Source organism: Firmicutes bacterium HGW-Firmicutes-1 (genome assembly GCA_002841625.1).
Taxonomy (GTDB): Bacteria; Bacillota; Clostridia; order Lachnospirales; family Vallitaleaceae; genus HGW-1.
In genome coordinates, this window is the sequence record PHAG01000018.1 from 14132 (window position 1) to 36988 (window position 22857).

The window sequence follows — 22857 nt, forward strand, 5'->3', positions numbered from 1 at the left end:
GTTGAATAAAGGAGGCAAAGAATGGAACAGGAAAATCATATATATATCGCGATTGATCTCAAGTCTTTCTATGCCTCTGTTGAATGTCTGGAACGTGGGCTTGATCCATTATCCACAAATCTTGTAGTTGCAGATGCAAGCCGGACGGAAAAAACCATTTGTCTTGCAGCATCACCGTCATTAAAATCTATTGGAATTACTGGGAGAGCAAGGTTGTTCGAGGTAGTGCAGAAGGTGAAAGAAGAAAATGATATTAGGAGAAGCAAGGCACCTAATCATTCCTTTACTGGTGCATCTTATAATGATATTGAATTAAAAGAATTACCTGAATTGTCAATGGATTATATTATTGCACCGCCAAGAATGGCAAAGTATATGGAATATAGTACACGAATATACAATGTATACTTGAAGTATATAGCTCCAGAGGATATCCATGTCTATTCCATAGATGAGGTATTTATGGATGTGACCCATTATCTGCGTACTGCGAATCTTTCAGCTAGAGAACTTGTAGCTAAGATGATAGGCGAGGTATTTCAAACGATAGGAATCACTGCAACAGCCGGGATAGGTACAAACCTTTATCTTTGTAAAATAGCAATGGATATAGTAGCGAAAAACATACCAGCAGATAAGGATGGAGTGCGAATTGCAGAACTGGATGAAATGACATATAGACGAATTCTTTGGAACCATAAACCACTTACAGATTTTTGGCGTGTTGGCAGAGGGTATGCTAAAAAACTGGAAGATAACGAAATGTTTACAATGGGTGATGTGGCGAGATGTTCTCTTGGAAAGAAGAATGAGTATTATAATGAAGATTTACTTTACAAGTTATTTGGAATAAATGCAGAACTTTTAATCGACCATGCGTGGGGCTGGGAACCATGTACAATTGCAGACATAAAGGCATATAAACCAACCACAAACAGTCTTGGCTCGGGACAGGTTCTACAGTGTCCATATAATTATGAAAAAGCAAGACTTATTGTGCGTGAAATGACAGATCTTCTGGTGCTTGATCTGGTTGATAAAGGTCTTGTGACAGATCAAATGGTTTTGACAGTAGGCTATGATATTGAAAATCTAAGTAATTCAGAAATAAGAAAGAAATACCACGGACCAATAAAGACAGATCACTATGGACGTCAGGTTCCAAAACATGCACATGGAACAGTAAATCTTAGTAGACAGACGTCCTCGACTAAGCTGATTATTGATGCTGTTATGGATTTATATACTCGGATTGCAGATGAGAACTTATTGGTTAGAAGAATAAACATTACAGCAAATCATGTTGTGCATGAAAACACTGTAGTGAAAAAGAAATCTTATGAACAACTGGATCTGTTTACTGATTATAAAGCCAAGCAAACGGAAAGTGAAGAAGAGGATGCGATGTTGCAGCGTGAAAAAAAGATGCAGCTTGCGATGCTAGAGATAAAGAAAAAATATGGAAAAAACGCTATATTAAAAGGCACGAACTTGGAAGAAGGCGCCATGACAATGAAAAGAAACAAGCAAATCGGAGGTCATAAGGCATAAGCCTGTAATGGTACGCTTACGAAACGGTGAAAGGAGTCAGGGAATGAAAGATGGTCCTAAAGACAAGCATCAGTATGATCATATCATCAATTTACAGCATCATGTCTCCAGTAATCGTGAGCATATGTCTGTACATGACCGTGCTGCACAATTTTCTCCATTTGCAGCTTTAAATGGTTATGATGGAGCAATCAAAGAGACTGCCAGACTGACAGATCAGGCAGTAGAGCTGGATGAAACTGCAAAAACCATACTAGACGAAAAGCTAAGAATTGTACAGGAGCAGTTAAGTAGAATGCAGGAGATAGAAATTGTATTTTTTCGACCTGATGAAATGAAGGCAGGTGGGGCTTTTATCTCTATACTAGGTACTGTAAAGAAAATGGAAGGATATGAACGTACAGTGGTCATGCAGGACGGAACAAGGATACCGATAGATGAGATTGTAGATATTACAGGTGAAATGTTTCAATCAGTGGATGATTTCTTTGCGTGAAATACAGATGCCTCAATGTATAAAGATTGATATAAGCGAATCATTTGTGAAACAGCGTCACAAATTACAAGAAATAAGGGGAAATAACTATTAATAAGTAAAAATTGACTTTAAATTGACTTAGGTGTTTTTGACGTAAGAAGATTTAGCCGAATGATCCTTGTCCCTGTGGCAGCGGCAAGAAATATAAGAAATGCTGTGGCAGGTGCTAATGAACCCCTTCAATACGTGTAGGTTGTTTTTTAAGCTCTAATCCGAGTTCTGTGCCCTTTAAAATCTCCATATCCTTCAATCCTCATCTGTTATCTCAGCTTGGTAATTCCATCCTTCGTCACATACATATTCCCTTAATTCTTCGACACCTAAAAAAATACTTTGTCTTGAATTTCTTTATAATATAATTTATCATAGTTCTTAGTAATGTCGTATATATTCGGTTCAGGAAAAACATGTAGACTTATTTTGTTTTATAGGTCTGCATATGTTATTATAATAAAAAAAATACCTTCTTTAAATATTGTTAAGTTGGTAAAGAATGAGGATAAGATTGAAAGAGGCTTCTATAAATAACATAAAGTCGCGGACCTTTGGAGGAACTGAATGAAGATATTTGAAAAGCACAAGACTAAGAAGCAAACACCAAAAACCCCACCCCATACATTTATAATCTTATTTATATTGGTTCTAGTAGCCTGTCTACTTACCTATATCATACCCTCCGGAGCTTTTGAGCGGGTATTTAATGAAAAGGTAGGACAAACTCTATTGGTTCCGGGTAGCTACATTCTTGTAGAACAAAGTCCGGTTCCACCTTGGTTGATCTTTCATAAGTTTTATGAAGCGTTGTGTTTACCTAAAACGGCATCATTGATGTGGCTGCTTCTGATCACTGGAGGTGCTTTTGAAGTTATTTTACATACCCGATGCCTGACGAAATTGTGCACGCAATCATTAAGATTCTTTCGAGGCGGGGAACTATGGATTATACCGATATTTGTCGCCTTATTCTCGATTTTCGGATTTACAATGGGAATGACTACAGCGTCCGTTATTTTTGTACCGCTGGGGATAGCAGCAGCCAGTACGTTGGGCCTCGATAGAATGTCAGGAGTGGCAATGATTATGCTGGGTGTTAATGCAGGATTTACAGCAGGTATTTTTAATCCTTTCAGTGTGGGAACAGCCCAGACAATCGCAGAATTGCCTTTGTTTTCCGGAGCCTGGTTAAGATGGTTGACGTTACCGGTTTTAATTGCAGTTACAAGTGCATATATAATGCACTATGCAAAATCACATAGAGCAGAACGTGATGATCCTACTTTAGAGATTCAGGAAAATGAGACGATGAACCATGGTGAGAAATTCAGTCTTACCGTTTTTGTAGCAGGGTTTTTGATTTTGACACTGGGCATATCGTTATGGCGTTGGGAAACGGTTAACATTGTGGTCGCTTTTTTAGTGATTGGTATAGCAGTAGGATTAGCTGCCGGATACAGTTTTTATGACATCTGCGAGCTTTTTATCTCTGGATCTAAGAAAATGATGAAAGGTGTCATGGTCGTTGGAATTGCAGCAACAATCCGACTCATACTTACCGATGGCAATATTCTTGACACAATTACATACCAATTAACAGGTTTGGTGTATCAGCTTCCTCCAACGCTGCAATTATTGGGTATGTTTATATTCAATGCACTGATTAATTTTCTGATTACGTCTGGTTCTGCGAAAGCTGCTCTGATTATGCCGATTATGACGCCTATGGCTGATTCTCTGGCCCTATCACGTCAGGCGGCTGTATATGCCTTTCAACTTGGAGATGGGCTGACGAATGTTGCCTCTCCGATTTCTACAACCCTAAATGGGGTTCTGGCAGTAAGTGAAATCACCTATGAGAAATGGATCAGATTTTATGGACCATTGGTAGGAATATATATGGGCGTAGGGGCTTTATTAGTAGTATTTTCAGAATTCATTGGATATTGAAAAAGAACGCACACAAAGATATTAATCGTTTAGCGCATCGTTTTTAATGAATGAAATCATTGAAAGTTGTTTTATCTGATTGATGCAGTACCAGTGGTCTTTCGGACGACAAGATGCGTTGAAAAAGACTGATGGGATATAATGGATTGTTCCCCTTCGATTAGACTGATGGCAATCTCGGTTGCCGATTTGCCTATTTCCTTCATAGGTAGATGTAAGGTTGTCAGTTCTATACTAGCTAGGCTACTGACATACAGGTCATCATGTCCAATTAGGGATATGTCTTCGGGAACACGAATGCCATGTTCGCGCAGTGTACTCAGTACACCGATGGCCATCAGGTCGCTTGCACACCAAATTGCAGTAGGAAGATTACCTTCGCAAATAAGCTGAACTACTAAGTCGCGACCGGCAGCGCTTGTATCATCGCAATGTCCGGCTGTATATATGCGAGGCAAAAGAGAGTGTTGGTTCATTTCATAAGTAAACCCTTCTTCTTTTTGTTTTATGGTATTATTCATGGGACCATAAGTAAACAATGCGATATCTCTATGTCCTAAAGCGTAGAGATGCTGCACGACAAGAGTAGCACTATGACGATAGTTGCAAGTCATGGAATAAGTTTCATCAAAACCTGTTTTTCCACCGACAAAAATAACCGGCAGATGTTCTCCGCAAATCTCCCTAATATGAGAAACATCACTTGTGGAAGAAGCCACAATTAAAGCACCGACCCTATTTTCACACATCATACGACAATGTTTTTTTTCTAGCTCCAAACTTCTGTGGCTACTTCCGAGCAATACGGTATAACCATGTTCAGCAGCAACTATACTCACTTGATTGAAAACAGAACTGTAAGCAGTATTCTCTGCAAGAGTCGGCACAATCATGCCGATTGCCTTTGTCTGTTTTGAAGAAAGACTACGGGCTGCTGCATTAGGAGAATAGCCAATTTCCAATGCAATCTTAACAATACGTTCTGTTGTTTCCGGAGAAATATCAGAACATCCCCGAAGTGCTCTGGAAACAGCGACGTGGGAGACACCAGCAATTTGTGCAATTGTTTTAATAGTAGGTCTACGATGCATAAGTGATCTCCTTAAAATCTAAAAGTTATTGTTCCATTATAGTTTACAATAGTTCCTATGAGAACACAATGTAAAACACAATGTGAAATTTAATTTCATTACGACAAAGGAATTGACGTATTTATGAATTTATGTTATTCTATATTGTGTTCTACTTTAACGTGAAAGTAAAGGGTATTTTTAAATCTTCAAACAGGCAAATTACGACAACTTTCACGTGAAAGGATAAGGGGGGGGAGTTGATTCTGAAACCGTAATCGATAGATTTTATACATCTTTCGAGAGCAGTGGTAACGGGGATAAAGACAGCAAGAGAACATTAATAGGTACATAAGGAGGTAACAATATGTATTGTGCAAAGTGTGGTGCCCACTATGAAAGTGTGGCTCAGTCTTTTTGTGGCCAATGCGGCAATACACTATTTCAGGATAGTTCAATTGATAAGAGTAATATCAAAAATAAGGCAACCTTTGATATCGGTGAACCGGAAATCATTCAAGAAGAAAGAATAGCTACTGTAACAGATCAAGCAAAGAAGACTAAAGGCAGTAAAACCACTAAAAATTCCCGCATAATCACTTGGATAATTGGCGGCATAATGTTATTAGGTTTTATTGGGTTTATGGGATTTCTAATTTTATCAGGGGCTTTATCTTCAGATACTTTAGAAAGTTTAAGTGATACAGAAAGTATAAGGGTTGCTATTAATGATACCTATTTTAAATATGCCAGTTCGATAACAGATTTAAAAGTCTTTGGTAACGTTTTTCTGACTATTATTATTGTTTGCTCCGTTGCTTTATTAATTATTCGGAAATGTCGTACATTTTTTCAAGACGAATGTTTAACTGGTCCGGTACATATGATAAACCAAATTGTATTTATAGGAGTATGTATTGTTGAAATCCTTTTCGGATTGTCACAGGGACCTGACATGTTAAGCTTTTGTGATCCCTTTGTAGTGGGGTGGATTCAAGCAGGGATACGTTTTGTTGGATTTGTAGCGATTGTGTATAATCAGTTAATGACTTATATAGATAATATGGGAGATCTACAGTATAATGCAAAGACTTCCGTTGATTTTTCCTTGGGGTTTTTCTCATGGCCCATAGCTATAGTATTAACCATCATAATTTCCTTCATTGATGCATCTATTATTTCCTTTATATGGATTTTGTTTGCATTGGTACAAATGATACAAATCATTATGATATTAGCCAAAGTAATCCCCAAAGGGGGAATTTTAAGAGCGTTGTATATGGTTTTTGCTTATTGTGTTGGAGCTATTGGTACGGTTTTTATTGCTTACATATTATTACTCGTCGTTCTCTTTATAATGATTGGGGCTACTGTTATATATATTGCTTCACTTGGTTCAAGTTCATTGGGAGCTAGCTCATCGAATAAATGCCCAAATTGTGGAAGAAGACTTAACAATTACAATGAATGTTCTAATTGCGGAATTGGTGTATCAAGTTAAATAATGGAAAGGTAAATGCAAGTACTGTAGTACAGTATTTGAATTATATAAAAAGGAGATAAAAGGATGAACGCGAAAAAGATTATAAGTTTATTATTGTTGAGCGTTTTTATTATGGGAAACTTTTCAAATGTCATATTGGCTGGATCTACGCTGGTAGAGATTGAAGGTAGCAGATGGTATGTAGAGCATTCTGCTTATTCAGATACGGCTAGCCTGGTGTATTTTGAGCCTATTACTTCGTTGACTACGCTGGTTATTCCGACTACAATAGTAGTAGACGATGAATATTTAACGGTTAATAGTGCAAGGGGTGATATCCATGATTTTAACAATATAACGAGGATAAAGAGCTACCTGCCTATACGTACGAATATGAAAGTAGCTGGCAGTACTTCTATTAAAGAAGCTTATTACTCCTTGCCAGATGCTTCTAGCTTTTCCTTTAAAGGATGTACATCCTTGAAAAAAGTTGAGCTCTTTGTGCCTAAAAGTTCCGAAGCATTAGAATTTGAGAATTTTACCGATTTGGATTACAGTTATAGAACAATAGGCATATCATCTTTTGAAGATTGCACATCTTTAGAAGAAGTTTATCTCCCTAGTGAATTAATGAAAATTAATGCTCAAGCCTTTAAAAATTGTACGAGCTTAAAGAAGATTAACTTTCGTGATGGATTGGTTTCTATAGCTGGAGGGGCTTTTAATAACTGTGATTTATCATCTATTGTCATTCCTGCATCTGTTACTTCATTCGCTTCGGCGTTTAATTATAATGATAATCTGAATGATATTGCTGTTTTATCTGACGGTAATGACTTAGCAGTCAACAATTATTTATTGGGAAAGAAACACCCGGGGCAGGATCCCTTTCATCTAAGTAATCGCACAAATGAAGGGCGTAAAATATATGCTTATCCTGGTGGTAAATTAGAAATGTTAGCTAATGTTTACGGCTATAATTTTATTCCTATTACGGGAGCTGGTGATTTACCATATGGTATATTTGGAAAAAGCATGTATTTAGCAGAATCAACAAATAATGATGGTAAGAATATAGAAGAAAAACAGGTAAAAGTAGATCATAATGGACAGATTAATTTGCCTGCCTTTGATAAGCTGCAAAAAGGTTTAAAAGATTTAAGCAGTGGTATTGGAGAAAAAATTCTTGATATTCTAGTGTCATCTTTTAATAGTGAAGATGACTTGGATGATTCCATTAGTTCATGGGCAGAACAAGAAGTGTCTGAAGCCATTTTGCTAGGCGTGGTACCAGAAGAACTTCAAGATGACTATACGAAAGATATCACTCGAGGCGAGTTTGCAAAACTTATTTATCAAACCATACAGACCTTAACAGGCTTTTCAGATGATGAGATGGATGACTTTGCTGATTTTCCAAGCATTGATAATGAATTTTACTCAGAGTATACCGATTCTGCCGTCTCATTTGTATATGGCTGCGGAATCGTTAAAGGTTATGGAGATGGCTCCTTTAAACCAAATAATTCCATTACTAGACAAGAAGCAGCGGTGATGTTATGTAATATGGCAGATGTTTTGGGCTATGAAACTTCTTCACAAGCCGGAGTGTACTTTTCGGATACTAAAAATGAATGGGGGAAGAAATATATAGATAAAGTTTCTGCTTTGATCAGTCCATACAGTAATGAAAGAGTAATGGGAGGAACAAAAACAAATACATTCAGTCCTCAATTTAAATATAGTCGCGAACAGGCTATTATGACGATATGGCGTATTACTGGCAGTATCGTAGGCCAAGAAACCGAATATAACTATGAGGAATCAATCATGAAGCCGGAAGTACCAGTCGAGGTGGTGCCTTCAGAGGAAACACCTGTAGAAATCCAAGTTGAGGATACTTATGATTATAGCTTTGCTGACGGTAGATGGAAAAGTCCTGATGGTTATGGGGAATTCACGATATCCCATGATGACAGCCCTGATTTTTTCTATTATCATTTTAACTATAAGTCGCCTTATCATGATTTAACTTATGTAGTGGATGGGGTTGCAGATCTAACATCTGACAGCAAGGCTAGTGATCTGTCAGCTGGTATTAAATTTGTTCTTCTTGGGGATACCTCCATATTGATTACAACCGATTTTCTAGATGAGCTTTATACTGACTATGGTATGCCAGATGGTACTTATAAATATGTAGGGAAATAAGGTCCAGCTTCAAATCCCCAGCTCTCTTCTAAAAGGTAGCCACAGTAAGTGGCTGCCTTTTCCCTTACCCCCACATAACAATAACTAATACAACGTTAGTATTGACAGAGATAATGATTTGTTGATAAACTTATTTTGAAGGGTGTCAATTCTACTTGGAACAAAAGGTGAGGTTAATGCGTATTCTTGAGAAAGATATCTTATTAAAAATATTGATTTTATTCATTCCTATGCTATGGCTACTGATAACAAATATCTATTTTTTTATCAGAAGAAAACATACATTTATTACATATGGGATGCACCTCGCAACCTTTTTTCTAGGCACCTATTTATTTAGCCTTCTAATGCAAGTCGCTATTTTAGAAATATCAATTGAAAGTGTTTATAAAATAATTGGACAAATAGCCTTAATTTTGTGTTTCATCACTTTAGTGATCATTGTTATATATACTTTTAAAAAGGCTCGTAAACCTATCTTTATTCCACCAGATTTGGAATCCGTCTTTATGGCTATTGAAGATTTAACAATAATATGCGATTATTATGGACATATAGTTAATGCAAATCAAGAAGAGGATTATAAAAAACTATTTGGAATAAACTGTCACACCCTTGAAGATATCAAACACTCACTTTTACAGTTAACACCTAATAGTAATCATAGTGAAATTAAGCTTGGATTACAGATTACAAATGAGCTTCATCAATTTGAAATAAATATTCCAAGTACTAAAGCGTTTTTTCTGGTTATAAGGTCTCCAATTATAGTTTCTGGTGAGACAATGGGTACCGTAATTATATTTCATAACATTCAGTGGGAAAAGGAATTGACTGAGCAGATTAATCAGCAAAATCAAATTCTAGATAGCTCAAACAATAAACTTGTGGACTATGTAAATATAGCGAATGTACTTGAGACAGAAAAAGAGAGGCTAGAACATCTACAATTATTACAAACCGATTTAATTGGAAGAATTGAAAACGTGATAAAAAAAATTAGAGTTATTCAAGAAAAGCAACTAAATTTAGGCGATCAATCTATGTATGATATTGAATTACTTGCGCAAGAACTTAGCAGCATCTTTAAAGCGATTCGGCTTTCCATAAATAAGATTTAGTATAAAAAGGGGACAATCCATGATTAAAGTTTTAATTGCAGATGACCAAACACTATTTAGAACGATGTTGGAAACCGTATTAGCCTCTGATAACGAAATTGAAGTTATTGGTACGGCAGCAAATGGGATGGATGCAGTTCAATTGGCGTTAAAATATAAGCCAGATATTGTTTTGCTGGATATCCAGATGCCGCAAAAAAATGGAATAGAGGCACTCGGTGATATCAAAGAGAAGCTTCCAAAAAGCAAGATCATTATGCTAACAACCTTTGAAAATGTAGAGAGCATTATAGCTTCTGCAAATGCGGGAGCAGACGGATATTTGCTTAAGAATATGAAACCAGATATCCTTATTATGGCTATAAAATGTGTTTATAATGGTATTGTGATGATTCATAAAGAATCATATGATATTATTTTTGCCTCTAAAAGCGGTGCGCATACAAAGAATGAAGGACGTATTGAATTTGGTGATATTTCTTTTGATCGTACGGATATTAGGATTATGGCTCAGGTTGCGGATGGTAGAACAAATAAAGAAATTGCACAAATACTCAATTATAGTGAGGGTACAATAAAAAATAGAATCTCTAATATTTTAAGTATAACAGGACTTTCGGATCGTACCCAGATTTCGGTCTTTGCACTAAAGAATAACATTATATAGTGATTAGGCATAAGCTATTGTCTTTTTGGAATTTGAACATGGATATTGAAACCTTTTTTTCCATCTGAGCCAATATGTACGTTACCCTTTAGTTGTAAGATTCTGTTTTCAATACCGTTTAATCCATAACTTTTCTGGATGGATGAACAACCTACGCCATCATCAATTGCAAAGACTTCAATATAATCTGTTTTGTAGCGTAAGATAATATGTATTGTTGTCGCTTTTCCATGCTTAATAGAATTGGTAACAGCTTCTTGACAGAGTCTAAAGATTGCCTCTGTTTGTCTCGTATCTAATTCATAAGGTGTGCCATGAGATACAAAATCAACCTGGATATTACTATTTTGAAGAGATGAGATGGCCTTCATTAATGAAGTTTCTTTTAATTTAAAAGACTTACCACGAATAGAATTTTTAAGATCAGATAAGCTATTGATAAGTAGTTCTTTGCTTTGTTCAAGCCGTATCATAGTGGTAGCTGTATCTTGGTCTTTTATAATTAGATTAATGGTACCAATCACAACAATGAGGCTATGACCTAAAATATCATGAACATTTTGAGCAATATGTGTTTTTGTACGTGTGATGGCAAGTTCTCGAGTAGCAGATGCTAAAGCTTCAAGCTTTTGATTTGTAGCCGCAAGTTCACTGTTTTTTAGGTGAAGTTGCTCATTCAATAAGATAGGAGCAGTAATATCTACAAAACAAAGTAACAAATGCTTGGAGGTCGTTTCTTTTTTCATCACTCGATAGCATGTATTATCTTGAAGTTTTAATACATAAGAATCAATATCAAAACCTGAGCTCATAACAAAATTTTCAAACAACTCCTGATTATCAGACTTATGATATGGCATAGAATTCAAGATATCCTTTAGTTTGACATCCGTAGAACAAAGTATAAAATTTTTTTTGAAAACTTGGTTATAGGAATATAAATGTCCCTTTGGATTGATGAAAACTATGCCATGGGGCATGTTATCGTATATATGTTGATAAGACACTGGAGAAATATCTAAAAACCGGTATTTGATTGCAGGAATCATAAATAATATAAGTGTAAGCGTTATGGAAATAGGTGTAATATCAAATATTGGAAAAGGAAAAATCCATTTAAGATCCGTAAATTTAAAAGACAGATAGTAAATGTTAATCATAATCGGGAGTAGGATAAGCATGGAAAAAAAGCGTCCTAGTTTTTTTTTATGTATAAAGCTTGGTTGATTGATAAAGTCTCTTGATAATAGTATAACACCTATAATGAGGTGTAAATATTGAAAACCTTGTGTTGGAAGGAATAATGGGCCGAATCGATCTTTATAAAAATCATAATAGGAATAAAACAACATATGATATGGGTTTGTTAGGACAATCAAAAAGCTGATGGTAGAAGGTATTCCTAATAAAATAAGCGTCTTTGGTTGAGGTAATTTATTAGTTCGATAAAGGTTTGCAAAAACGATTAAAAAGAACCCTAAAAACTGAACGCCGAAATATTGGGTAACAATAAAAAACCATCTCAACTGTTCGGTTGGAGAAACGGTTTTAAAAATTTTTGAAATCATCCATAATAAGATCATCGCTACAACAGATAAATAACTGAAAAGTAGGGGTGTTTTTTTCGCTTTGAAATAGATATAAGACGTAAAACTTATCAGTAGCAATACAGCAATAACATGAAATTGAATGATCGTATATATCTCATAAGCTAGCTTGTCAGAAATTTCCATGGGCTCACCTCCGTATAAATTATATTTTAACAAAGGATTCGTACATTTACAATTTATACTTTCAGAAGTCATTTTTGTGACTTGCATGGTCACGAATAATGACTTTTTTATTAGCAGGTAAGGATATATTATACCCTAATGGCACTAGAGTAGACTAATTACATCTAGTAGAATAAAGAAAGAATTAAGAATTAAATAAGGGTGGTGAGAGATATGTTAAGAGGTGCATTTGAAATAAAAAGAAATGCTGTAGGCCAGTTCTACTTTGTTTTTAAAGATCCAAACAATGCAACTGTTGCAGTCTCACAAAGCTTTTTAGAGAGGTCTTACCTAGAAGTCTGTGTATCAAAAATTCGAGATGAAGCAAAATTTGCGTCTATTAATGACTTGCAGCATCCTCATCACTTAAATCCTCTTTTCGATATTAGCTGTAATGAAAGTGGAGAATATATTTTTATGATGATCAGCATTACCGGTGAAATTATAATGTATAGTGAAGGGTTTGACCAAAAAGAGCTGTGTATAGAAAAATTGGAAATATTTAAGAGGTATGCCCAAGATGCAAGAATTGTTGACTTAACTTAAATAACAATAATAGGGTTTGACTAAGGAGGTGAAAAATGATTAGTAAAATATTTATTATATGGGGCTTGTATATATCAATCATAGCACTATCAACAGGATGCGTAAAAAGTAGTTTTACGACAAGTATTAAAGAAGATACTGAGGTTGCTAATACGACAGGTGCTACTCAGTTAGAACAAGTTGTAGAGACAGAAGAAAACTTCAAACCATTGGCGGAGAAAGAAGATCTATCAACGGATAAGTGCACACCCTATCAATTTTTAAACCTTATGACAGGCAATGCAGAAGCACTATCTTTCCATTATATAGTTTATACGAATGACAGGTATGAAGGAAAGAACGGTTCATTTTATAAAATGGGTGATAAATCTGTTGTTATTTTTCAAGCCGATAATATGAAGGGAGACGAATCAGGTATTAGAGAATTAGAAATGGAAGGGCATGTTCACTATATTATGGATGATTATAAAATGATCAAAAGCTATCTTGCACCGGCAGAAGACTTTCTACTTTATGAAATGATGGATGCAACAAATAACACACCATCCACAGTTGTGTCAGAAGAGGACTACATTATTTATGAATATAGGCTACCTTTTGTGCAGGATGTGGAACAACAAATTATTTATCGATTTTTTATGAAGGAAAATAGTTTGAAGAAGATGGAGTACTCTATTAACAATCAAGCAACGACAACCTATGAATTTTCAGATTTTTTGCAGACAATTACGGATGAAAGAGTTTTTGATTATCCCACCGGCTATAATGAAGAATGGTATGACTATATAAATACTGGTGAAAATATGCCGCCGTGGTGGGAATTGTGAAATGTTAAGTTAAACAGAAAAACCTAATACATCGTACTAATAATATTTAAATTTTATAATTCAAGAGGAGAACGAGATGTTAAAAAGATTATTAATGATTTCTTTTATGGTAGTTTTAGCGGTAGGCGTGTTTACTGCTTGTGGGAAAAAGGAAAGTAGCACTATAGAAAATGAAAGTGTAGATGAAGTTCAAGGTGAAATTCAAGGTGAAATGGAAATGAGCCTAAGTGGAGAAATTCCCTCAGATCTTCCAAAAGGATTTCCGCAGGAAATACCCTTTTATGAAAATGCTAAAGTAATAGATGCTGATACATTTGGCGAGGATGGCTTTACGGTCGTTTATTCGGTTGATGCCGCGTACGATAATGTAGTTGGATTTTATATGAGTAGCATAGAAGAAATGGACGAATCTGGCATAGGAGAAGAAGAATCCTATTTTGAAGGAATGGATATTGATGATATACATATCAATGGACTTACGATTACAGATGCAGGTAATAACACACAGGTATTTATTACTATGCGCAAATATAAAACGCAATCAGGGGATGATTCTGAGGAAGAATATGTGGAAGAAGAAGATGAATCTATAGAAATAAGCTATGAAAATGCGGTAGAAGTACCACTCGATAACAAGTATCCATCAGATGTCGTGCCAATCTATCCAGATGCTAAAATAATTGAGTGCTCCCTAGCGCCTAGCGGCAGTGGATTTGTGGATCTTGTATTACCCGCTTATGCTTATCATTCAGCAGTAGAATTCTACAATAATGAACTAGGATTAAAAGCAAAAAATTTCACCTCGGATCTTATGGTTTCTGAGACCTTCGAAGGGGAAGTTAAGGGGTGGAAGATCGTTGTACGGGTTGCTCAGTTAAATACCGGAAATAACGATCCGGCGATATCGATTACTGTTAACAATAAATAATTGGTAGGACTGAAAAAATGCCTTAATTGAAATACAACAATATATTTTTCATGAAAATGGAGGAAGTAGTATGAAAAGGAAGATGGGTTCATTTATAATAGCAATGGTTATTATGATAGCTAGTGTTACAATTCCTCAACCGGTGTATGCTATGGGCGAAAATAGTTTTATCGCTGCAGGATGGGGAACAACGTTTTATATCACAAAAGATGGAACACTTTGGGGATTTGGCAAAAATGATAAGGGAGTTTTGGGAAGTAGCAAAACCGATTATACTTCTGAACCAATTAAATTGTTTTATGATGTAAAGAGTGTTTCCGTGAATAGATACGCAGTCATGGCTATTAAAAAAGATGGATCACTTTGGTACTGGGGAAAACCTGCTGGAATGAAAAACTCCACTGAGCCAGCAAAACTCATGGATAATGTAGAAATGGTTTCTATGGATGAATACTATGCTGGGCCAATTTTAATGTGCACTCAAGAGGGTAGTCTTTATTTAATGAAGGATAAAGAATTCGAGAAAATAGCTCATGATAAAAAAGTGAAATCTGTCGTAACAAACGGAACTGATCATTTTTTTATTAATGAAAATGATGAACTTTGGGGTTGGTGTGATAATAAGACAGGAACAGATGGTTCACTTGGTGTAGGACATACCAATCCGGTATTAGAGCCTGTAAAAATAATGGAGGATGTGCAGTCTGTAGCATGTGATAACACCAATACCATGATAATTCGTAAAGATAGTACCCTTTGGATGTGTGGCACAGGTTACGATGGAAAATTCTATAATGGTACCAATGAAATTGAAGGACCTATTTTATCACCGATTAAAATAATGGATAATGTACTACATGTAGCTCTGCAAAATAGTTATTTTTTTGCAGTAAAGAGGGACAATACATTATGGGCGTGGGGAAATAATGATAACAAGAGCTTAGGTAGTAGTCACCTTTCAGTGCCTGTAAAATGGGCGGATAAAGTTAGCAGTATTACAGTTGGATATCAACATAAGGTTATTGCAAAAACGGACAATACAGTTTGGACTGCTGGGAGAAAAGACGGCGTCTATCAAGCAACTCAAAGTAGTCAGAATGAATTAAGACAAACAGCAACTGACCTAATTGATGCCCCAGCACCTTGGGCTTTAGCAGAGGTTAGAGAAGCTGAGTATCGTAAACTTGTGCCTGTTTCTATGCAAAGTGAATATACAAAAATTGTGAATAGAAGCGAATTTTGTACGCTGGCCATCACCTGTATTGAACAAGCACAAGAAATGACAATTGAGCAATATCTCACTGAAAAGGGTATAGAGATTCCAACATCAACACCTTTTACAGACATTGGTTCGATTTCTGAAAGGGCGAGAAAAGATATCATGGCGGCGTATGCGCTTCAAATCGTTTTAGGGACATCTGATACAACTTTTGATCCTAACAATCCAATTACAAGAGAACAAGCTGCTAAAATGCTTACAGCAACTGCCTTTGCACTCGGTGAAAAGACTGATGCTACGATGCCGATATTTGCAGATAGAGATAATATTGCAAATTGGGCTAAGCCATATATCGGATTCGTTTTTGATACTAAAATCATGAGTGGTGTTGGAAATAACAGATTCGATCCAAAAGGCGGTTATCAACGTCAGCAGGCTTATATGACTGTTTTACGAGTATATAAAAAAGTTACTGGCATTGAATAAACAATCCCTTAAATTTGTTATTTTGATAATATTAATGTGGTAAAAATAGACTGATTGAGATCGGTAGGAACGTCCTTGGAAAATCTACGAATTAAGATTTCCAAGGGCGTTTGATTTTGCAGAAAGTTCCAGTAACAATTGTTATCAGAGTTCACAAAATATAAAATGTCTCCATATGTACCACCCCTTTTCTCAATGGTATGGCTAAAACTGTTCAACCTGTAATAAATAATTTTGGTTTGGTCTCTATTAAATCCCTTGTATGGCTAAAGATAAAAATTTTGGACTATAATAATAGGATGTTCTGAGATAAGGATTGTTTAATATAAGATATTTTGTTACAATACGTATAATAAATGTAAAACAATAATATAAGATTTTTGTTAGAGTAGTGGGTCAACCAAATCCTATAGTGATGAAGGTGTCTCGAAGCAACGCTGTTGAGATTACATATCAGCTAGAAACCGCAGTTCGTGAAGATGTTTATGAATATTTAATAGAGCGAGATGATGTTATAGTATCGGCGTTCTTTGTATTTACGCGTTTATTGTGTTATACTATAAGTAAGTCTTAGTCCACACGATATTATAAAGGTGACTGAGTCTTAATAATTAAGTTGATGTTAAACTTGTTTCATTTCTTTATTATTGTACCTATACGTAGGGCAAATTCTTGTTTCTCAAATACTTGGATGGCATACCGCTCATCAAGATATTTTTGAATTATGTATCTCTTATAGATTTCGTTTTCGGTCATCTATTTCATGATATTCCCAACTGCCTTTCAACTAAAATTTCATAAAGAACTATTTCAAACATTTCGATGGATACTTTATTTTACAGTATCTGAAGCTTTGCTATATGCTGAACACGCACAAATTTTAATCTAATAGGAGGATTAATCATGACTAATAAATATCAAAAACTTTTCGAACCCCTTAAGGTGGGTCAACTTACCTTGAAAAATCGTATTGCTATGGCCCCTTTGGGAATGATAGCAATGTCAGATCCCTGTGGCGGATTTTCTGAAAACGCTCAGGAGTATTACATTGAACGTGCAAAAGGTGGTACAGGACTCATTATTACAGGTGTTACAAATGTAAACTATAACGAATTTGTACCGCTGGTAATGCCTTGTGCCACATATCAGCCCTTAATGTTTGCAAAATCTTGCGCTCCTATGAATGAAAGAATTCATGCTTATGATTCTAAAATCTTTCTTCAGCTTACTGCGGGATTTGGTAGAGTTATAATCCCACATTTAATGGAAAAGGGCATTGCCCCATCAAAACAGGAAAACAGATGGGATCCATCTATTATACATAGAGCGATGACAGTTGATGAAATCAAGGAATTGATCGCATCTTTTGTTGCCAGCGCTGTTGTTGCAAAGGAATCAAAATTCGATGGTGTTGAGATTCATGCTGTACATGAGGGATATCTTTTAGATCAGTTCGCTATTTCCCTATATAATAAACGTACAGATGAATATGGCGGAGATTTATTAGGCCGATTAAAGATTACTACTGATATTGTAAAAGGTATTAAGGCTGCTTGCGGCGAGGATTTCCCAGTATCGCTACGTTACAGTTTGAAGAGCTTTGTCAAAGAAATTCGTAAAGGTGCGTTACCTGGTGAGGATTTTATTGAGAAGGGAAAGGATATTGAGGAAGGTATTGAAGCCGCTAAAATCTTAGTGAAGGCTGGCTATGATCTTTTAAATGTAGATGCAGGAACCTACGATTCATGGTATTGGAGTCATCCGCCTATGTACTTTGAAAAAGGTATGTATCGGGAATTTGGTAAAATTTTAAAGGAAAATGTAAATGTTCCAATTATTCTTGCAGGAAGAATGGATAATCCAGAAATGGCCTGTGAGGCACTTGGCACATCATGTGATATTATCGGATATGGCAGGCCTCTGCTTGCAGATCCTTATTTACCAGAAAAAATTCGTACTGAAAAACTAGAAGACATTCGTCCCTGTTTGTCTTGCCAACAAGGTTGCTTAGATAGACTTGCTCATGGTTTACCACTTTCATGTGCAGTAAATCCAGCCTGTGGTAGAGAAAAATCTTTGGCAATCATACCAGCTGTAGATAAGAAAAATGTATTGATTATTGGTGGTGGTCTTTCAGGTATGGAAACAGCACGAGTTTGTGCGATGCGGGGTCATCAGGTCACGCTTGTGGAAAAAGGCGACCAACTGGGTGGCAATATTATTGTGGGTTCTGTACCTGATTTCAAGAAAGATGATCGTGCACTTTTAAAATGGTACACGGTACAGCTTGAGAAACTTCCAGTGGATATTAAGCTCAACTTTAGAGCTGATAAAAAAATGATTGAAAAATCCAATGCGGATGTTGTTATTTTTGCAACTGGTTCAAAACCTATAAAACTAGACTTAGGTAATAAAAATAATATATATACAGCAGATGAAATACTAAAAGATAACAAAAAAGCAGGTGACAATATTGTCTTTGTTGGTGGAGGTTTGGTTGGTTGTGAAACAGCATTGTGGCTACGTCAGCAGGGTAAAAATGTTGCAATTGTAGAAGCAAAACCACAGATACTTGGTGGCGGAGAAGATATGTGCTTTGCAAATTATGATATGCTCAAAGATCTCTTAGTCTTTAACGAAGTGGAAGTGTATCGTAACTCATCCATAAAAACGATAATGGATGATTCCGTCTTAGTGGAAACACCAAATGGAGAGAAAGAAATAAAGGCAGATACTGTCATCGTTGCTGTGGGATATAGTTCTCAAAAAGATCTTTATGACACAATGGTAGGTTCAAATAAGATTGTTTACAATGTTGGTGATTCCCGTAATGTACATAATATTATGTATGCAATATGGGATGCTAACCAAATAGCAAGAGAACTGTAAGTTAATCTAATTATTCAAGGTTAGTTTCAACTGAACTTGAATAGAAAAGGAGTAATTATATGTTAAACAAAGCTAAAATACTAAAGAATTATACATTAAACAGCCTTGATGGGGAAATTGGAAAAGTGAAAGACTTCTATTTTGACGATCGAACCTGGGCTATTCAATATCTGATTGCTGATACAGGAAACTGGTTAACGGGTAGAAAAGTGTTAATTTCACCTAATTTTATAGTCTCCATTAATAAAGAAGAGGAGTACATTACTATTAATCTGACTAAAAGTCAGATTGAAAACAGCCCAGCATTGGATAGTGATAAGCCAGTCTCAAATCAATTCCAGGTGGAATTCCATGGATATTTTGAATCACCCATAGCAGTGGCTGGGATGGGATATGGAGGAACTGGGGCACCGATACCTTACATACCTATTAAAAATTACGACGAAAAGTTCGTAAAAAATGATAAAGAGGCGAATGAATGGGATCCGAATTTACGTAGCACACATTATGTGAGCGGATACAATATTCAAGCCCTAGATGATACCATCGGTCACGTTGATGATTTTATTATAGATGATGATACTTGGGATATACAATATTTAGAAATCGACACAAAAAAATGGCTATTTGGAAGAAAACTTCTCATTTCACCAAAGTGGATAGAGAGCGTTAGTTGGAATGAGTTAAAAGTATTTGTAAATCTTAGCTGTGAAGAAATAAAACAGTCACCAGAGTACACAGAAGCATCTATACTAGATCGAAACTATGAGACAAGACTACATAAGCATTATAACCGTACGGCATATTGGCTTGATAGACAAGAGTTAAAGGATAAATGCAACAAGTAAGCATGAAATTACGAGTTGCTCAGTAAGTAAAGACTAAATGAAGAAGATGCTTTCACGTTAATGCGTAGAAGCATCTTTTTAATGAGCCATAGTATTTAAGATTCTAAACCATATGTAGACAGTAAAAATGCCTATTTCAGACAATTTTTATAAATTCTTATACTAGGGAGGCTATTATTCATTATGCCACATTTTAAGTTGTTCAGGAAAAGACTATAACAAATATAAAAACCAATAATTCATTGACTCAATCCCAAAAAGCGAATAAAATGTAAGTTGAGTATGAGGGCAATTTGTTAAAAAATATCAATTTATATTTCATAAGCAATATCTCGAGCTATTTGGCGTTTCTAAAAGTACTCACAATTTGAAGAGGAGATACAGACAATGAGGATGAAAAATACTAAAACAGGTAATAAAAGTTTTGTCTATTTACTGATCATAATAATGATTTGTGGAAATATGGTAGGTTTGAATTTTGGTGCGAATGTAGTCTATGCAGCTGGAGATTTGCCAAACGCCAATGGCGCTAATGGAACGCAAACAAAACCCTATATTATTAATGAAACATCAGACTTTACTTGGGTTTTTGAAAATAATATTGCAAGATCAAGCTATCTTTTGCAGACGGCAGATATTGACTTGTCTGGTTTTGCTTGGACACCTATTGGACCAAACAATGCGACACCGTTTACAGGAACTTATAACGGTAATGGGTATACAATTAGTAATATGACTCATAATGATGGCAACGTGGCTTACCTGGGCATGTTCGGATATACCACCAATGCGACAATAAAAAATGTGACTTTATATAATGTTAGTTTTACGGGTGGTCAGGTGCAAAACCAAGCTGCTATTGGTGCAATCGCGGGGATGACTACAGGAACTACATTGATTGAGCGCTGTCATGTAACTGGTACAAGTTCAATCATTGGTGCAACGAATGATACAATAGGCGGTATTGTTGGGAGTAATGGTGGGAGTATAAAATATTGTTCAAATTCTGCAACTGTTTCGTCCAGTAATTATGATTCGGGTTCTAAGCCTCATTCGGGTGGTATCGCAGGTTCAAACTGGGGATCCATCGATAATTCTTTTAATAGAGGTAACGTCAGCTGTGGTACAGGTATGGCTTCTGCAGGTGGTATCGTTGGTTTCGGTTATAGCAATGTGCTTTCAAATTGTTACTCAACAGGGACTGTTACTGTAGGTGCAGGATCTGAAGGGGGGGCTATAATCGGTAATATTACGGATGCAGTAAATGTAAGTGGCAATTATTATCTTAGTGGTGTTGCTGCAAATGGGATAGGTAAGCTGGATTCGGTTGCTGGACCATCAGAAACAGGAACTACGGCAACATCATCTGCAGATTTGAAATTAGAAGGTACATATGATGATAGTGTTTGGGATTTTGCAGGGAATACATGGATACTTCAATCGGGAATTAATAATGATTATCCATTTATTAAAGGCGTAGCGCCTGTAGCTGTAACGATTGATGCTACAGCACTTACAGTTACAACGGGAACTGTTGGAGGAGATGTTACTTCAACAGGTTATGGCACCATTTCTGAGAAGGGTATAGAGTACACGAAAAGTGCTGAGAATAGTTTTACAACGGTTATTGCATCTACAAGCGGAACTGGTGTATTTAGTGTTGATTTATCAGGACTTACGCCAAACACGACCTATTATGTAAGAGCTTATGCAGTGAATGAAGTAGGGACATCTTACGGAGAACCTATTCTTTTTACAACAAATCCATTGGCGCCACAACTGCCCTTGAATCTATTGCAAGGAAATATCGTAGGAACTACGAAAGCAGTTATTAGCGATATGACAACAGATAGATTTGTCGTGAATATAACCGATGCGTCAGTAGGGTATGTTGAAGCAGGGGATACAGCGCCTTCATCCGGTGTGAATTTCATTGATAATTATGTATCAGGAAGTGATATTTCCAATGGTGTTGTAGTCGGGAAGTATTTACAGATTTATGATGTTGATAACCTCGGAGAAGTGGTTAAATTTACAGAGATTCAAATCAATAATGGACATATAAAAGCGGATAATATTATGCTTCCAATTAATGAAGGTTTTGAAAATGGAGGCAGTATACCAAGTAATTGGGGACAGCAGATTGTTAACAGTATGGGTTCAAATGTAAACTGGACTTTTACAAATACGAGTACAGAAGACTCAGTAACAGCTACGCCTTATGCTGGTGGATACATGGCTAAGGCAGATTTCTACTCATCTGATGCTGGTGCATCAGCTAGATTAAACCTTATTAGAAATTTCAGCCTGCCTGAAGGTGGATCATATGAATTTAGTTTTTATATGTTTCATAGTACAGAAAATGATTATGGAGCTGATGATGCAATTCAACCACAGATTTCACTTAATGATGGAAATACCTGGACTGATCTTGGCACACAAATAAGACGTATCACTGGGGATACAGGTTGGGTTAAACATACCATCAGCTTAGATGCTTATGCTGGTGAATCAAATGTTAGAGTCGGTTTTTTGGCGATATCTAATTATGGTTATAGTGTGTTTTTCGATAATGTTGAAATAAAATCACTCGCACTTGATGCCAAAGCATTAACAGCGGACACTAGTAGCAATGATGTGGACCATGACATTGAGATTACCTTTGGAGCAGATGCAGGATTTGAAGTTGCAGTTACAGGAGTAAGCTTCAATGGAACAGCCCTAACAGTGACAACGGACTATGTTGTAAGCAGTGGA

The 22857-nt window shown here is 36.1% G+C and carries 16 protein-coding genes and 1 pseudogene; 15 read left to right on the top strand and 2 right to left on the bottom strand.

The genetic code is table 11. The features are described 5' to 3' along the window. Nucleotides 1–21 precede the first annotated feature (21 nt). The 4 genes and pseudogenes from CVU84_16890 (at nt 22) to CVU84_16905 (ending at nt 4033) form a co-directional block, all read left to right on the top strand. Nucleotides 22–1551: a DNA methylase gene (locus CVU84_16890; protein ID PKM93217.1), complete on the top strand. Its 1530-nt coding sequence runs from the start codon at nt 22–24 to the stop codon at nt 1549–1551. Nucleotides 1552–1594: 43 nt separating this feature from the next. Continuing rightward, a complete protein-coding gene (locus CVU84_16895) occupies nt 1595–2047 on the top strand; it encodes a hypothetical protein (GenBank protein ID PKM93218.1) in 453 nt (150 codons plus the stop codon). 137 nt (nt 2048–2184) lie between these two features. Next, a pseudogene (locus CVU84_16900) lies at nt 2185–2259 on the top strand (SEC-C domain-containing protein). A 388-nt stretch (nt 2260–2647) separates the two neighbouring features. Continuing rightward, nucleotides 2648–4033, top strand: a complete 1386-nt coding sequence (locus tag CVU84_16905) for a C4-dicarboxylate ABC transporter permease (protein PKM93219.1) — start codon at nt 2648–2650, stop codon at nt 4031–4033. Nucleotides 4034–4104: 71 nt separating this feature from the next. On the opposite strand, the gene CVU84_16910 is transcribed toward CVU84_16905, so the two are convergent. Beyond that, nucleotides 4105–5124, bottom strand: a complete 1020-nt coding sequence (locus CVU84_16910; GenBank protein ID PKM93220.1) for a hypothetical protein — start codon at nt 5122–5124, stop codon at nt 4105–4107. Between the two features lie 346 nt (nt 5125–5470). Here CVU84_16910 and CVU84_16915 point away from each other — a divergent pair, with 346 nt between their 5' ends. From CVU84_16915 to CVU84_16930, 4 genes are all read left to right on the top strand, one after another. Further along, nucleotides 5471–6604 carry a hypothetical protein gene (locus CVU84_16915; protein PKM93221.1) on the top strand — a complete coding sequence of 378 codons (1134 nt, stop codon included), beginning with the start codon at nt 5471–5473 and terminating at the stop codon, nt 6602–6604. Nucleotides 6605–6670: 66 nt separating this feature from the next. Beyond that, complete coding sequence (locus tag CVU84_16920; GenBank protein ID PKM93222.1) at nt 6671–8797, top strand: hypothetical protein; 2127 nt, start codon at nt 6671–6673, stop codon at nt 8795–8797. Nucleotides 8798–8973: 176 nt separating this feature from the next. After that, on the top strand, nt 8974–9918 hold the full coding sequence (locus CVU84_16925) for a hypothetical protein (protein PKM93223.1): 945 nt from the start codon (nt 8974–8976) through the stop codon (nt 9916–9918). Between the two features lie 19 nt (nt 9919–9937). After that, complete coding sequence (locus CVU84_16930) at nt 9938–10585, top strand: DNA-binding response regulator (protein PKM93224.1); 648 nt, start codon at nt 9938–9940, stop codon at nt 10583–10585. A gap of 14 nt (nt 10586–10599) precedes the next feature. Here the strand turns inward: CVU84_16930 and CVU84_16935 are convergent, their stop codons facing one another. Continuing rightward, entirely contained in the window at nt 10600–12411 is a 1812-nt protein-coding gene (locus tag CVU84_16935) for a hypothetical protein (protein PKM93225.1), read from the bottom strand. A 120-nt stretch (nt 12412–12531) separates the two neighbouring features. On the opposite strand from CVU84_16935, the gene CVU84_16940 reads away from it, so the two are divergent. The 7 genes from CVU84_16940 to CVU84_16970 form a co-directional block, all read left to right on the top strand. Next, nucleotides 12532–12903 (top strand): hypothetical protein, encoded by a 372-nt coding sequence (locus CVU84_16940; protein ID PKM93226.1) that lies wholly within the window; start codon nt 12532–12534, stop codon nt 12901–12903. A 35-nt stretch (nt 12904–12938) separates the two neighbouring features. Further along, nucleotides 12939–13730 carry a hypothetical protein gene (locus CVU84_16945; GenBank protein PKM93227.1) on the top strand — a complete coding sequence of 264 codons (792 nt, stop codon included), beginning with the start codon at nt 12939–12941 and terminating at the stop codon, nt 13728–13730. 76 nt (nt 13731–13806) lie between these two features. Further along, a complete protein-coding gene (locus CVU84_16950) occupies nt 13807–14658 on the top strand; it encodes a hypothetical protein (GenBank protein ID PKM93228.1) in 852 nt (283 codons plus the stop codon). 70 nt (nt 14659–14728) lie between these two features. Next, nucleotides 14729–16363, top strand: a complete 1635-nt coding sequence (locus tag CVU84_16955) for a hypothetical protein (protein ID PKM93229.1) — start codon at nt 14729–14731, stop codon at nt 16361–16363. Nucleotides 16364–17266: 903 nt separating this feature from the next. Next, the gene (locus CVU84_16960; GenBank protein ID PKM93230.1) at nt 17267–19252 is read left to right on the top strand and encodes a 2-enoate reductase; all 1986 of its coding nucleotides are present in this window, start codon (nt 17267–17269) and stop codon (nt 19250–19252) included. A gap of 59 nt (nt 19253–19311) precedes the next feature. Next, nucleotides 19312–20100 carry a photosystem reaction center subunit H gene (locus CVU84_16965; GenBank protein PKM93231.1) on the top strand — a complete coding sequence of 263 codons (789 nt, stop codon included), beginning with the start codon at nt 19312–19314 and terminating at the stop codon, nt 20098–20100. 387 nt (nt 20101–20487) lie between these two features. Further along, nucleotides 20488–22857, top strand: a 2370-nt coding sequence (locus CVU84_16970) for a hypothetical protein (GenBank protein ID PKM93232.1), incomplete at its 3' end; no start/stop codon positions are given.

What these genes read in the sequence shown, in the direction of transcription:
- CVU84_16965 (PKM93231.1), top strand. Translation starts at nt 19,312, where the DNA reads ATGTTAAACAAAGCTAAAATACTAAAGAATTATACATTAAACAGCCTT.
- CVU84_16910 (PKM93220.1), bottom strand. Translation starts at nt 5,124, where the DNA reads ATGCATCGTAGACCTACTATTAAAACAATTGCACAAATTGCTGGTGTC.
- CVU84_16930 (PKM93224.1), top strand. Translation starts at nt 9,938, where the DNA reads ATGATTAAAGTTTTAATTGCAGATGACCAAACACTATTTAGAACGATG.
- CVU84_16915 (PKM93221.1), top strand. Translation starts at nt 5,471, where the DNA reads ATGTATTGTGCAAAGTGTGGTGCCCACTATGAAAGTGTGGCTCAGTCT.
- CVU84_16920 (PKM93222.1), top strand. Translation starts at nt 6,671, where the DNA reads ATGAACGCGAAAAAGATTATAAGTTTATTATTGTTGAGCGTTTTTATT.
- CVU84_16905 (PKM93219.1), top strand. Translation starts at nt 2,648, where the DNA reads ATGAAGATATTTGAAAAGCACAAGACTAAGAAGCAAACACCAAAAACC.
- CVU84_16940 (PKM93226.1), top strand. Translation starts at nt 12,532, where the DNA reads ATGTTAAGAGGTGCATTTGAAATAAAAAGAAATGCTGTAGGCCAGTTC.
- CVU84_16895 (PKM93218.1), top strand. Translation starts at nt 1,595, where the DNA reads ATGAAAGATGGTCCTAAAGACAAGCATCAGTATGATCATATCATCAAT.
- CVU84_16955 (PKM93229.1), top strand. Translation starts at nt 14,729, where the DNA reads ATGAAAAGGAAGATGGGTTCATTTATAATAGCAATGGTTATTATGATA.
- CVU84_16890 (PKM93217.1), top strand. Translation starts at nt 22, where the DNA reads ATGGAACAGGAAAATCATATATATATCGCGATTGATCTCAAGTCTTTC.
- CVU84_16945 (PKM93227.1), top strand. Translation starts at nt 12,939, where the DNA reads ATGATTAGTAAAATATTTATTATATGGGGCTTGTATATATCAATCATA.
- CVU84_16960 (PKM93230.1), top strand. Translation starts at nt 17,267, where the DNA reads ATGACTAATAAATATCAAAAACTTTTCGAACCCCTTAAGGTGGGTCAA.
- CVU84_16950 (PKM93228.1), top strand. Translation starts at nt 13,807, where the DNA reads ATGTTAAAAAGATTATTAATGATTTCTTTTATGGTAGTTTTAGCGGTA.
- CVU84_16925 (PKM93223.1), top strand. Translation starts at nt 8,974, where the DNA reads ATGCGTATTCTTGAGAAAGATATCTTATTAAAAATATTGATTTTATTC.